This is a genomic window from Aeromonas sp. ASNIH8 (assembly GCF_002919855.1).
Taxonomy (GTDB): Bacteria; Pseudomonadota; Gammaproteobacteria; order Enterobacterales; family Aeromonadaceae; genus Aeromonas; species Aeromonas caviae.
This window is the reverse complement of sequence record NZ_PQLN01000051.1, coordinates 1-13,025: the sequence shown is the minus strand read 5'-3', so window position 1 is coordinate 13,025 and position 13,025 is coordinate 1. Positions and strand designations below refer to the sequence as shown.

The 13,025-nt window shown below is 62.6% G+C and carries 14 protein-coding genes; 8 read left to right on the top strand and 6 right to left on the bottom strand.

Going from position 1 to position 13,025, the window contains the following annotated elements; all coding sequences use genetic code 11:
- The first annotated feature begins 29 nt into the window (after positions 1–29).
- On the top strand, positions 30–533 hold the full coding sequence (locus C3418_RS13955; protein ID WP_010674483.1) for a M48 family metallopeptidase: 504 nt from the start codon (positions 30–32) through the stop codon (positions 531–533).
- Between the two features lie 83 nt (positions 534–616).
- Positions 617–1,366 carry a DUF2927 domain-containing protein gene (locus C3418_RS13950; protein ID WP_010674482.1) on the top strand — a complete coding sequence of 250 codons (750 nt, stop codon included), beginning with the start codon at positions 617–619 and terminating at the stop codon, positions 1,364–1,366.
- Between the two features lie 251 nt (positions 1,367–1,617).
- Here the strand turns inward: C3418_RS13950 and C3418_RS13945 are convergent, their stop codons facing one another.
- The gene (locus C3418_RS13945) at positions 1,618–1,872 is read right to left on the bottom strand and encodes a DinI family protein (RefSeq protein WP_010674481.1); all 255 of its coding nucleotides are present in this window, start codon (positions 1,870–1,872) and stop codon (positions 1,618–1,620) included.
- Between the two features lie 225 nt (positions 1,873–2,097).
- On the opposite strand from C3418_RS13945, the gene C3418_RS13940 reads away from it, so the two are divergent.
- Complete coding sequence (locus C3418_RS13940) at positions 2,098–2,367, top strand: type B 50S ribosomal protein L31 (protein ID WP_010674480.1); 270 nt, start codon at positions 2,098–2,100, stop codon at positions 2,365–2,367.
- Positions 2,364–2,489: a type B 50S ribosomal protein L36 gene (gene ykgO, locus C3418_RS13935; RefSeq protein ID WP_010674479.1), complete on the top strand. Its 126-nt coding sequence runs from the start codon at positions 2,364–2,366 to the stop codon at positions 2,487–2,489. The genes C3418_RS13940 and ykgO overlap by 4 nt, the downstream gene beginning before the upstream one ends.
- A gap of 68 nt (positions 2,490–2,557) precedes the next feature.
- Here the strand turns inward: ykgO and araC are convergent, their stop codons facing one another.
- From araC to C3418_RS13915, 4 genes are all read right to left on the bottom strand, one after another.
- Positions 2,558–3,469 (bottom strand): arabinose operon transcriptional regulator AraC, encoded by a 912-nt coding sequence (araC, locus tag C3418_RS13930; protein ID WP_010674478.1) that lies wholly within the window; start codon positions 3,467–3,469, stop codon positions 2,558–2,560.
- Between the two features lie 132 nt (positions 3,470–3,601).
- Positions 3,602–4,603: an L-arabinose ABC transporter permease AraH gene (araH, locus tag C3418_RS13925; protein WP_010674477.1), complete on the bottom strand. Its 1,002-nt coding sequence runs from the start codon at positions 4,601–4,603 to the stop codon at positions 3,602–3,604.
- A gap of 48 nt (positions 4,604–4,651) precedes the next feature.
- Positions 4,652–6,148: an L-arabinose ABC transporter ATP-binding protein AraG gene (gene araG / locus C3418_RS13920; RefSeq protein WP_010674476.1), complete on the bottom strand. Its 1,497-nt coding sequence runs from the start codon at positions 6,146–6,148 to the stop codon at positions 4,652–4,654.
- Between the two features lie 66 nt (positions 6,149–6,214).
- Complete coding sequence (locus tag C3418_RS13915) at positions 6,215–7,198, bottom strand: arabinose ABC transporter substrate-binding protein (protein WP_010674475.1); 984 nt, start codon at positions 7,196–7,198, stop codon at positions 6,215–6,217.
- A gap of 360 nt (positions 7,199–7,558) precedes the next feature.
- On the opposite strand from C3418_RS13915, the gene C3418_RS13910 reads away from it, so the two are divergent.
- The 3 genes from C3418_RS13910 to araA are packed head-to-tail and all read left to right on the top strand — an operon-like array spanning position 7,559 to position 11,444.
- Positions 7,559–9,235: a ribulokinase gene (locus C3418_RS13910; RefSeq protein WP_103858737.1), complete on the top strand. Its 1,677-nt coding sequence runs from the start codon at positions 7,559–7,561 to the stop codon at positions 9,233–9,235.
- Positions 9,232–9,930 (top strand): L-ribulose-5-phosphate 4-epimerase, encoded by a 699-nt coding sequence (locus tag C3418_RS13905; RefSeq protein WP_103858736.1) that lies wholly within the window; start codon positions 9,232–9,234, stop codon positions 9,928–9,930. Before C3418_RS13910 ends, C3418_RS13905 begins: the two co-directional genes overlap by 4 nt.
- A gap of 14 nt (positions 9,931–9,944) precedes the next feature.
- On the top strand, positions 9,945–11,444 hold the full coding sequence (gene araA / locus C3418_RS13900) for an L-arabinose isomerase (protein ID WP_103858735.1): 1,500 nt from the start codon (positions 9,945–9,947) through the stop codon (positions 11,442–11,444).
- 95 nt (positions 11,445–11,539) lie between these two features.
- Here araA and C3418_RS13895 read toward each other — a convergent pair whose 3' ends face one another.
- Positions 11,540–12,430: a LysR family transcriptional regulator gene (locus tag C3418_RS13895; protein ID WP_010674471.1), complete on the bottom strand. Its 891-nt coding sequence runs from the start codon at positions 12,428–12,430 to the stop codon at positions 11,540–11,542.
- Positions 12,431–12,545: 115 nt separating this feature from the next.
- Here C3418_RS13895 and C3418_RS13890 point away from each other — a divergent pair.
- Positions 12,546–13,025: aminotransferase class I/II-fold pyridoxal phosphate-dependent enzyme (locus C3418_RS13890; RefSeq protein ID WP_146054114.1), on the top strand; the 480-nt coding region annotated here is incomplete at its 3' end.

The window sequence follows — 13,025 nt, the reverse complement described above, 5'->3', positions numbered from 1 at the left end:
CGCTCTTTTTTGCGGCAGAGGGAAGAATCATGGCGGAGCTGACTTATCTGGGGGGCTATCCGGAGCCACTCAAGGCTCAGGTACAGCAGTTGATTGCGGCGGGCAAACTCGGCGAGATGCTGGCCAAGCGCTACCCGCAAACCCACCTCGTCCAGAGCGACAAGGCGCTGCTCGCCTATACCATGGAGCTGAAGAACCGCTACCTGAAAAGCTCCGCGCCGCTTTCCAAGGTGATCTTCGACGGCAAGATCAACGTGATCAAGGATGCCCTGGGACTGCACACCTATGTCAGCCGGGTGCAGGGCAGCAAGCTCAAGGCCAAGAACGAGATCCGCATCGCCGCCCTGTTCAAGGAGGCCCATCCCGCCTTTCTCAAGATGATAGTGGTGCATGAGCTGGCCCACCTGAAGGAGAAGGATCACAACAAGGCTTTCTACCAGCTCTGCCAGCACATGGAACCGGACTATCATCAACTGGAGTTCGATCTCAGGCTCTGGCTCACCTGGCGTGATATCGAGCGTACCGCCCGCTGATCCCCTTGCAAGGAGGCAAGATGCGCCCATGGCACACACCTGTCCAGCCCGTTCGCCATGGGCACTGGTTGCTCCCGGGGCTGATGCTCTGGCTCTTCTCCCTGCCGCTGTCGGCCACCGAACGCTGGCAACGTGATGACTACCTTGTCCAGAGCTTCATGGAAATCGCCATGAAACGGGAGTATGGCCATGAACAACAGGAGCACTTCTCCCGCTGGCCGGGCCCCGTGCGTCTCAAGCTCGTCAACGAATTCGGCGACAAGCCGCTACAGGCCGAGGTCGTCAAGGTACAGACCCGTCACCTGAGCAGGATCACCGGTCACCCCATCGAGATTGTCAGCGACAACCCCAATCTCACCCTCATCATGACCCGGCACAAACAGATGGCGAGCTGGGCTGCACGCACCATGCGCCAGGACGAGTCGGTGCGCATCGCCCTCAAGGAGGGGATCTGCCTGGCCAATTTCGCCACCAACGCTCGCTACGAGATCACCCGTGCCACCATCATCATTCCGGTGGATTACAGCCGGGCAAAGGGCCGTTTTCTGGATTGCGTGGTGGAAGAGCTGAGCCAGGTGATGGGGCTGCCCAACGACTCGGACAAGGTGTTCCCCTCCATCTTCAATGACAGCAGCATCGACAGCTTTCTGACCGGGCTCGATTACGTGTTGCTCAAGCTTGCCTACCACCCGGCATTGCAACCGGGCATGACGGCGGACGAGGTACGCACGGCGCTCCCCACCGCCCTCAAGGCACTGCGTGCCAATGGCGACATCGCACAGGCCACCCAACGAGTGCAAGTCGACAGCCTCAAGCGTTGGGCGGGACTCTGAGCGCAGCCAGAAACATTACTCTTTCGCCTTTCGCCTTTCGCCTTTCGCCTTTCGCCTTTCGCCTTTCGCCTTTCGCCTTTCGCCTTTCGCCTTCATGGTCATGCGCTTACCCCATCAACGCAACACGCAGCCCATGGCTGCGTGTTTTGAAGAGCGGTTCGGCAAAGCCGGTACAGGGATCATCACCCGACTGGAGGTTCCTCCTCGCGCCCTGGTGGATCACGACGATGTTTGCCGCTGAGAGCTTATCTTCAGGCCTCCAGAGCCTCTTCTTCCGGCATCCAGCTATCGGCGTTTTCCCACACCTCCTGCACCATGGCTTCGGCCAGCTCCTTGTCTTCCTTGCTGGCGCGACTGACCGTCAGAGCCATGGCACTACCCGGTGCCACCCGCACATGCAGATCGGGAAAGCGCTCACCCAGTTGCTTGAGCAGCTCCTGGCGCAAGGCCTCCATGGTCGAGGTGGGGATCTGGTGTTTTCTGTCGATGATGATTTCCAGGCGCATAAGGTACGTCTCCATGATAGTTTACTGTATTTTTATACAGTATTTTTAAAAAGTAAAGATGGTGGCTGCACATAGGCCCTCACCGCTCACACCTTCTCGCTGACGATGTGCAGCCGAACGGCCCCGATTTTCCCCCATCGCTGTCATCATGGAAAAAACAGTTGATATTGATTCTCATCCATCGCATTATCCATCTCTTGTTATAACATAACAAAAGAGGCAATCATGCGCCCCCATATTCACCCTGAATACCGCAAGGTTCTGTTCCGCGATCTCGCCAGCAATACCTACTTTCTGATCGGCTCCACGCTGGCCACCGATCGCACCAGAGAGTGGGAAGATGGCAACACCTACCCCTATGTGACGCTGGATGTCTCCAGCGCGTCCCACCCCTTCTATACCGGCAAACAGAAGCAGGTCGGCAAGGAAGGTCAGGTCGCTCGCTTCGGCCAGCGATTCGGTCAGTTCTTCAGCAAAGGAAAAGAGAAACAATGAAAGTCCTCGCCTCCCTGAAATCCGCCAAGTCGCGTCACCCGGACTGCCAGATCGTGCGTCGGCGCGGCAAGTTGTTCGTCATCTGCAAGAGCAATCCCAGGTTCAAGGCTCGTCAGGGCTGATTGCGCATCCGCCCCTCATGGATAACAAAAGCCCTCGTCATGAGGGCTTTGTCATCTCTGGGCTCTGCTCACAGCGGGGTGGCGCACTTGCGGTACTCGGTGGGGCTGACCCCTACCCGCTTTCGGAACACCCGCGAGAAGTAGAGCTGATCGTCATAGCCCACCTGCTGGCCTATGGTGGCGACCGACAGCGGCGTGGTCTGCAGCAGCAGCTTGGCCCGCATGATGCGCTGATCCTCGCGCCAGCGCACTATGCTCACCCCCACCTGCTCGCGAAACAGGTGCGCGAGGCGCGAGGGAGACAAGAATACCTGCTCCGCCAGCGCTTCCACCGAGATCTCGGCCGAGAGGGACTCGCTCAGGATCTGGCACGCCTCGTGGACCCGGTGATCGATGGCGGGATAGGCATTCTGGGACGATGCCTCGTAGCAGCGGATGAGCAACCGCTCCAAGAGGTTCATGGCCAGTTGCTCCGACATGGGCCGCAGCTGCTTGTGGGTCTCCTCGATGTCGAGGAAGAGGGCGTCGAATTCGGTGAGCAGCTGGTTGTCCGCCAGTTGCAGTCGCCCCACCTGCTCCGTCACCTGGGGCCACTTGAGCCAGTCAGTCCAATAGGCCCGCGGCCGGAAATAGACCCAGCGGTGATACCACTCCCGGGCATCCGGCGCCCGGCCGTAATGGTGCACCGCCGCTGGTGGAAAGAGCAGCAGGTCGCCGGGTTCCACGGTGAAGGCCTTGTCCCCCTGAAAGATCTGCCCCTTGCCCTTGATGGTCAGATTGACGATGAACCCCTTCATGCCGTGGGGCCTGTCGATGGTGAAATCCAGCGCGCTCCCCTGCTCGATGGGAGTCATCCCCGAGACCAGGAAGACGTCGAAGGCGTAGCCAGGCAGCAGGGGATTGAGTTGTTTCGGCTTCTCTTTTTGCATCGAGGACATGGCGGAAAACAGGGTTTCGGTAAAAAAGTCGACATGGGCCATTGTAGAGATCCGGCGTAGGAACCCCCTATGTTCGCAAGCTGTTCGTTGTGAAATTGTTGAACTGGCTCACAGCTTGCCGGGGAAAACACCGGGCCGGCGCGAGGCCGGCCCGGTGACGAGGAAAGACATCGCTCAGATACGGGCTTTGCGCACCTGCTTGTAGCGGTCGAACAGCACGGCGGCGAGCAGGATGAGGCCACGCACCACGTACTGGGCAAACGGGGAGATGTTGAGCAGGTTCATGGCGTTCTCCATCAGCCCCAGGATCAGCACCCCGGCGATGATATAGGATATCTTGCCGATCCCCCCCTTCATGGAGACCCCACCCAGCACGCAGGCGGAGATCACCACCAGCTCGAAGCCGATGGAGGTCATGGGCTGACCCGAGGTCATGCGGGATGCGAGGATGATGCCGGCGAGCGAGGCGATGAGCCCGGTCATGGTGAAGATGATGATCTTGGTGCGCACCACGTTGACCCCGGCCAGACGCGCCGCCTCCTCGTTGCCCCCCATGGCCAGGGTATTGCGCCCGAAGGTGGTCTTGTTGAGCAGCAGACCGAACAACACGAAGCAGACAGCCGTCAGCCAGATGGGCGTCGGGATGCCAAGCAGGGCGGAGTTGCCAAGCTCGAAGAAGCCCTCCTCCACGATGCCCACCGCCTTGCCGTCGGAGATGATGTAGCCCACCCCGCGCGCCATCTGCATGGTGGCAAGGGTGGTGATGAGGGCGTTGATCTTGAATTTGGCCACGACGATGCCGTTGATGAGGCCAAAGACAAGGCCCACCGAGAGACCGGCCAGAATGCCGAGGGGGATGCTCTCGGTGGCGTTGATGCCCACCGCGCAGGCAACCCCGGAGCAGGCCACCACGGAGCCCACCGACATGTCGAACTCGCCGGAGGCGAGGCAGAACAGCATGCCGCAGGCCACCATGCCCGACATGGAGACGGCAAGCCCGAGCCCCCGCATGTTGATCAGGCTGGCGAAGTTGGGGACCAGCACGCAGGCGAGCAGGAACAGGATGGCGAAGATCACCAGCATGCCGTACTGATCCCAGATGCGGGTCAGTTGCAGGCGGGTACCGCTCGCCGCGGTGTCGTTGGCGGCTTGGCCGACCGAGGTCGTTGTTGTCATGGTATTTCTCCTGAAAATTCCGGGTGCTATCTCGTTGCGGTCAGCAGATCAACGGGCCGGCATGGCCAGATTGAGCGCCTTGACCTCGTTGGCCTCGTCGTGGGAAAGCTCGCCGGCGATCTCCCCCTCCCGCATGACCAGGATCCGATCCGCGATGCCCAGCACCTCCGGCAGCTCGCTCGAGACCACCACCACGGCGATGCCCACCTTGGCCAGATCGTAAATCACGTTGTAAATCTCGTTCTTTGCCCCGACGTCGATGCCTCGGGTCGGCTCGTCGAGCAGGATCACTTTCATGTCTTCCGACAGCCAGCGTCCCAGAATGGCCTTCTGCTGGTTGCCGCCGGAGAGGTTCATGATGGCCTGCTGGGGAGACGGGGTCTTGACCCGCATGTCGCGGATCCGCAGCCTCGCGTTCTCGTCCTCCCACTTCTGGTTGATCCAGAAGCCTCCCCACGCGTGGTGGCGGCGGGCGCTGATGTTGATGTTCTCCTGCACCGAATGGATGGGGATGATGCCGAGCGCCTTCCTGTCTTCGGTGCAGAGCATGATGCCGCTGCGAATGGCATCGATGGGGCTCTGAATGACCACCTGTTTGCCAAACACCGATATCTCGCCCCCCCGAGGTGTCTCGGCGCCGAAGATAAGCTTCATCAGCTCGCTGCGCCCGGCCCCCACCAGCCCGAAGATGCCGAGGATCTCCCCTCTCTTTACCTCGAGCGACACCGGAGCCTTGAGGCCGGGTCCCATCAGGTGCTCCACCTTGAGGCCCGCCTCGCCAAGCGGCCTTGGGCTGTAACCATAGATGTCGGTCAGTTCGCGCCCCACCATGGTCTTGACCAGCAGATCCCGGTCCACCTCGGCCATGGAAGCGAAGGTGCGCACGAACTGGCCATCCTTGAACACCGTGATGGCATCGCACAGGGCGAAGATCTCGTCCATGCGGTGGGAGACGTAGAGAATGACCTTGCCCTCGTCCCGCAACTGGCGGATGACCCGAAACAGCTGCTCAATCTCGCGGGACGAGAGGCTGCTGGTCGGCTCGTCGAAGGCGATGACGCTGGCGTCCCGGGTCAGGGCCTTGGCGATCTCCACCATCTGCCACTGACCCAGGGACAGGTACTTGAGCGGCGTCTCGGGGGAGACATCCATCCCGAGGCGTGCCAGCTGCCTGGCTGCATCCTGATAGAGCTTCTCCCGATCGATGACGCCGCGCCGGGTCGGCAACTGCCCCAGGTAGATGTTCTCCGCCACGCTCATTTCAGGGACCAGGTGCAGCTCCTGATAGATGATGGCGATCCCGCTCTCAAGGGCATCGACCGTGTTTTGGAACACTTTCTCCTGACCCGCCAGCTTCACCACCCCGCGGGTGGGCGCCTGAAAACCGCTCAGGATCTTGAGCAGGGTGGACTTGCCGGCCCCGTTCTCTCCCATCAGCGCGTGTACCGTGCCCTGCTGGCAGGCGAAGGAGACGTTCTGCAGCGCCTTGACGCCGGGAAACTCCTTGCTGATGCCGCAAAACTCCAGATATGGAACTTGATTCATGAGATGACTCCAGCCAGCCGGCACGGCGCACTCCGCCATGCCGGCATGGGTATCAAGGGATGGGGATCACAGCCCTTTCTTTTGCAGCTCGGCCTTGAAGTTGTCGCGGGTGATGAGTACCACGTCGGTCACCTCGGTGAACTTGGCAGGCTCGGCGCCGTTGACGACCCAGTCATGGAGCATCTGGATGCTCTTGTAGCCGTGTACGTCCGGGCTGGGCAGCAGGGAGCCGAGGAAGCCGGTGGCGCTGGACTTGGAGAGCTCGTTCACCGCATCCACCCCGTTGATACCGATGCCGATGACGTTCTCCGCCTTGAAGCCCTGCCCTTCGGTAGCGCGCACGCCGCCGAGCACGGTGTTGTCATTCATGCCGACGATGAGCCAGTTCTTGACCTCGGGGTGTTGCACCAGCATGGAGTTGGCGGCATCCAGCGCCCCCGGAATGTCGTTGCTCTTGGTGGGCGCGCGGAAGATCTGGCCCTCGGGGAAACCGGCGGCCTTGAGCGCGCCCAGGGAGCCCTCGACCCGGCGACGGGCGGTGTCGAGCTCGTCGGCGGTGATGGCGAGCACCCCGGTCGCCTTTACGTCCCACTGGCGCTTTTGCATCTCCTTGTAGAGCTCCTGACCCTGACGCTCGCCAATCTTGGTGGCGGCCATCATCACCAGGGGCACTTGCTCCATGGGCTGGCCCTTGGCGTTGACGAACTGGTCATCCACCGTGATGACCTTCAGATCCATGCTGTTGGCCTTGGCCATGATGGCGGCACCGAGTTTGGGATCAGGGGTACAGATGACGAAGCCCTTGGCGCCATTCGCCGCCAGACTGTCGATGGCATTGAGGGTCTTCTCCCCGTCGGGGACGGCTATCTTGATCACCTCGAAGCCCAGTTCCTTGCCCGCCTTGTCGGCGAAGTTCCACTCGGTCTGGAACCAGGGCTCCTCGGGCTGCTTGACCAGGTAGCCCAGCTTCAGCGCTTCGGCCGAGAAAGCAGAATTTGCCATACCAAGGGCGAACCCCATCGCGATCATGCCTTTAACGATTTTGTTCATGCGAATGTCTCCAACGGTTCTATCAATCCATGTATCCACGCAGTGCTGCTCGTTGAGTCAATCAAGTCGCAGCCATATAAAAACATGCTTAAACAGGACGTTATTGTTGTTGCTGGTTGAGCGAACCAAGTTGTAATCGTTTTCACAATTAAAAATGGAGAGCAGGATCACGCCATGAGATTGCAGCCATTTCGTCTATATAATTAGCAATTTCGTCACATATTGAATTTTAGAGAGCCGTCACCCTGTCGCACTGACAGCGTTAAAATCCATATTTCCAGCAGCCAATGGCTAACCGCCCCTCCTGCCCATCTCCTATGGTTCCCCCCAGTCACCCCTCATTGATGGTCAGGAGCACTTATGTCTGAGCACATCGTCATCGGACTCGATTTCGGCAGCGACTCGGTCAGGGCACTCGCCGTGCGCTGCCAGGACGGCGCCGAGCTGGCGACCCATGTCGTCTATTACCCGCGCTGGCAGGCAGGCCACTACTGCCAACCGGTCAACAACCAGTTCCGCCACCACCCCCTCGACTATCTGGAGTCCATGGAGCAGGCAGTGGTGGCGGTGGTGAGCCAGCTCACGCCGAGTCAGCGTACCGCCGTGCGCGGCATCGGGGTGGATAGCACCGGATCCACCCCCGCCCCCATCGACAGAGAGGGGCGCGTGCTGGCCCTGCGTCCGGAGTTTGCCGACAACCCCAATGCCATGTTCGTGCTGTGGAAGGATCACACCGCCATCGAGGAGGCGGAGGCCATCACCGCCCTGTGCCACGGCGGCCAGTTCCCCGACTACAGCCGCTACATCGGCGGCATTTACTCCTCCGAGTGGTTCTGGGCCAAGATCCTGCACGTCTCCCGCGCCGATGCCGCCGTGCGCGCCGCCGCCTGCAACTGGGTCGAGCTGTGTGACTGGGTCCCCGCCGTCCTGAGCGGCACCCAGGCCCCGGCCACCCTCAAGCGCGGGCGCTGTGCCGCCGGCCACAAGTCCCTCTGGCACCCGAGCTGGGGCGGCCTGCCCCCCGCCGACTTCCTCAATGCCCTGGATCCCCTGCTGACGGAGGATCTCGACTTCCCCCTCTTTACCGACAGCTGGACCGCCGATCTCCCGGTCGGCACCCTGACCCCGGAGTGGGCGGAGCGGCTGCACCTCTCCTGCGAAGTGGTGATTGCCGGCGGCGCCTTTGACTGCCACATGGGGGCGGTGGGAGCCGGGGCCGGCAACAATGCGCTGGTGAAGGTGATCGGCACCTCCACCTGCGACATCCTGATCGCCGACGAAGCCACCATTGGTGATCGGGCCATTGCCGGGATCTGCGGCCAGGTGGATGGCAGCGTGGTGCCGGGCATGGTGGGGCTGGAGGCGGGACAGTCCGCGTTCGGTGACATCTATGCCTGGTATCAGCGCCAGCTCGGCTGGCCCCTTGACAGCCTCGCCGCCCAGTATCCGGAGCTTCGCACCGCCATCGAGCGCCACAAGCAGGCCCTGTTACCCAGCCTCGCCGCCGCCTGGGATCAGCAGCGCGACCTGGCGCACCTGCCGGTGGTGCTCGACTGGTTCAACGGCCGGCGCACCCCCTATGCCAACCAGCGCCTGCAGGGTACCCTCACGGGGATCAACCTCGGCACCGATGCCCCCGATCTCTTCGGCGCCCTGGTGGCCTCCACCGCCTTCGGTGCCCGCAGCATCATGGAGTGCATGACCAGTCAGCAGGTGCCGGTAGAGCAGGTGATCGCCCTTGGCGGCATCGCCCGCAAGTCCACCACCGTGATGCAGACCTGCGCCGACGTGATGAACAGGCCCATCCAGGTGGTGGCCTCGGATCAGTGCTGCGCCCTGGGGGCGGCCATCTTTGCCGCCGTGGCGGCCGGGATCCATCCCGATGTGGCCAAGGCCCAGCACCACATGGCGAGCGCCGTGGAGCGCACCCACCAGCCACACCCCGAGCGGGTCGCCGAGTATGAACGCCTCTACCAGCGCTACCTCGCCTGGGGCGCCGCCGCCGAACCGCTCTACAACCGGGGGGTGCCGGCATGAACCTCAAGACCCTCAAGGAGCAGGTGCTCGCCGCCAATCTGGATCTGCCGCGCCATGGCCTGGTGACCTTCACCTGGGGCAACGTGAGCGGCATCGACCGAGAGCGCAATCTGGTGGTGATAAAGCCAAGCGGCGTCAGCTATGAGCGGATGCGGGTCGAGGACATGGTGGTGCTGGATCTGGCGGGCAAGCAGGTGGAGGGGGACCTTCGCCCCTCCTCCGACACCGCCACCCACCTGGTGCTCTATCGCGCCTATCCGGAGCTTGGCGGCGTGGTGCACACCCACTCCACCCACGCCACCGCCTGGGCCCAGGCGGGGCGTCCCATCCCCATTTTCGGCACCACCCAGGCCGACTACTTCCACGGCGAGATCCCCTGCTCCCGCCTGCTCACCCCGGGCGAAGTGGAGGATGACTACGAGGGGCTGACCGGTCATCTCATCGTCGAAACCCTCAAGCAGACTCCCATCCTCACCATGCCGGGGGTGCTGGTGGCCAACCACGGCCCCTTCAGCTGGGGCAAGAGCGCCGAGGACGCAGTGCACAACGCCGTGGTGCTGGAAGAGGTGGCCCGCATGGCCTGGCTCACCGGCCAGATCAACCCGGGGGCCCGCCCCCTGCCCGATTACCTGCTGGAGAAGCACTACCAGCGCAAGCATGGCAAACACGCCTATTACGGCCAGACAAAAGCCTAAAAGAGGACAAACTCATGGAATTGATGAAACAGCTGGAAGTGTGGTTCCTGGTCGGCAGCCAGCACCTGTATGGCGCCGCCACCCTGAAGCAGGTGGCCGATCACGCCCATACCATCACCAACCAGCTCAACGAGGGGGCGAACCTGCCCCTCAAGATAGTGCTCAAACCCACCGGCACCACCCTCGATGAAATCAGCGCGGTGGCCCGGGATGCCAACCACGACCAGCGCTGCGCCGGGCTCATGGTGTGGATGCACACCTTCTCCCCAGCCAAGATGTGGATCCCGGCGCTGAGCCAGTTGCAAAAGCCCCTGTTGCAGTTCCACACCCAGTTCAACCGGGATCTCCCCTGGAGCGAGATCGACATGGACTTCATGAACCTGAACCAGACCGCCCACGGCGGGCGCGAGTTCGGCTTCATGGGGGCCCGCCTGCGGCTGCCCCGCACCGTGGTGGTGGGTCACTGGCAAGATGAAGAGGCCAGACAGAAGATTGGCAACTGGATGCGGGTTGCCGCCGCCATCCACGACAGCCGCCACCTCAAGATCGCCCGTTTTGGCGACAACATGCGCAACGTGGCGGTCACCGAGGGCGACAAGATTGAGGCCCAGATCCAGTTCGGCTATCAGGTGAACTACCACCCGGTCGGCGATCTGGTCAAGGTGATCGATGCCGTGCCCGAGAGCGACATCGAGGCGCTGCTGGCCGAATATGAAGCGACCTACACCCTGACCGAGGCGGTGCTGGCGGGTGGGCCGCTGCGTGCCTCCTTGTACGAGGCGGCGCGCCAGGAGCTGGGGATGAAGAAGTTCCTCACCGACGGCGGCTTTGGCGCTTTCACCACCACCTTCGAAGATCTCTATGGTCTGCACCAGCTGCCGGGCCTCGCCTGCCAGCGTCTGATGGAGCAAGGCTTCGGATTTGGGGCAGAAGGGGACTGGAAGACAGCGGCCCTCTTGCGCACCCTGAAAGTGATGGGATATGGCCTTGCGGGGGGTGCCTCCTTCATGGAGGACTACACCTACCATCTGGAAGCGGGCAACAACCTGGTGCTGGGGGCCCACATGCTGGAGGTCTGCCCCTCCATCGCCGCAGGCAAACCCGTGCTGGACGCCCAGCACTTAGGCATAGGCAAGAAAGCCGATCCGGCCCGCCTGCTGTTCGCGGCCCCGGCGGGCAAGGCGGTCAACGCCAGCCTCATCGATCTCGGCAACCGCTTCCGCCTGGTGGTCAATCAGCTGGAAGTGGTGGACCTGCCAGAGGCCATGCCGAAACTCCCGGTGGCCAGCGCCCTGTGGAAACCCCTGCCGGACCTGCAGACCAGCGCCGAGGCCTGGATCCTGGCGGGCGCCGCCCACCACTCGGTGTTCACCCAGGCGGTGGACATCGAGCAGCTGCGCACCTTCGCCGACATCATGGGTATCGAGTTTGTGGTCATCGACGAGCACACCCGCATCCCCGCGCTCAAGGAGCAACTGCGCTGGAACGAGGTCTACTACAAGATCTGCCAGTGACCCTTTAATCGGCCAGCGGCCATCACCATGACTGTATGGAGATGGTATTCACCTGACAACAGCCCCGCCCGCGGGGCTGTTTCATTTCGCGTCCCTCAGGGATGACCCTCCCCCTCCAGCAGCCAGTGACAGACTCGCTGCACCCCGTGGCGCTGGCTGTCGGGCCGGGCGATCAGGGCGTATTCGTGATCCGTCTCCAGCACGGGGGCAAAGGGAGCGACCAGGGCGCCGCTCTCCAGCTCCTCGGCCACTATGGTGGGATCCCCGAGAGAGAGGCCAAACCCCTGCAAGGCGGCATTCATCGCCAAGTCCAGGGTATCGAACAGCTGCCCCCCCTGGGGCTGCCAGGGGATGTCGAGGAAGGCGGCGAACCAGTTGCGCCAGTCCCGCCTATCGGCGCTGGCATGGATGAGAGGCAGCAGGGGCAGCTCGTTCAGGTCGCGCTCGAACAGACGATGCTTGGCAGCAAACGCCGGGGCGCAGACCGGGGTCAGCCGTTCCCGAAACAGGGGCTGGCTGTGGGGATAGCGCCCCAGGCAGGGCTGGTAGACGATGGCGAGATCGAAGGGCTCCCGGGAGAAGTCGATGCCATGGCTATGGCTGCCACGCACCTCCACCGCCTCCCCCTCGAACGCCTGCAACCGCCGCAGCAGCCAGCGGCTGGCGCAGGAGGGCACCTTGATGCTGATCGCCTGTTCGTGGGGCAGGGTCTGCAAGGCGCTGAGCCCCTCCCCCATGCGGGCCAGCCCTTCACGAACGAAAGGCAGCAGCCGCTCGGCGGCGGGGGTCAAGGTGAGACAACGGGTGCCGCGCACGAACAGCAGGTGGCCCAGGCGCGCCTCCAGCTGGGCGATCTGCTTGCTCACCGCCCCCTGGCTCACGCACAGCTCGTCGGCAGCCAGGGTAAAACTCAGGTGGCGGGCAGAACACTCGAAGACCTGCAGACCATAGAGAGGCAACTGAGTACGCGGCTGGGTGGACAACATGACAAGCCTCCATGCTTGAGAAAAACTCATGCATACCATGCCGAATAATCCGTTGTCCGGCAAGCCTTGGGGGGGCTAAAAAGGGACCTCTTTCACACACGCAGGTGACGGCCCCATGTCCATCCCCCAGGTTTCCAGCAAACTGCCCCAGGTGGGCACCACCATCTTCACCGTGATCGGGGATCTGGCCGCCCGCCACCCCAGCATCAACCTCTCCCAGGGGGCGCCGAGCTTCCCCTGCGATCCCGAGCTCATCCGGGTGACCCACGAGGCCATGCTGGCCGGTGAAAACCAGTACGCCCCCATGACGGGGCTGCCTGCCCTGCGCGAACAACTGGCGGCCAAGATTGCAGCCAGCTACGGCCATCACTATGACGCGGGCGAGGAAATCACCATCACCGCCAGCGCCAGCGAAGCCCTGTTCTGCGCCATCACCGCCCTGGTTCACCCCGGCGACGAGGTGATCATGTTCGAGCCGGCCTTCGACAGCTACCGCCCCATGATCCAGTTGCAGGGAGCCACCCCTGTGGTGATCGCCCTCAAGGCCCCCCATTTCGCCATCCCCTGGGACGAGGTGGCCGCCCGCATCACCCCC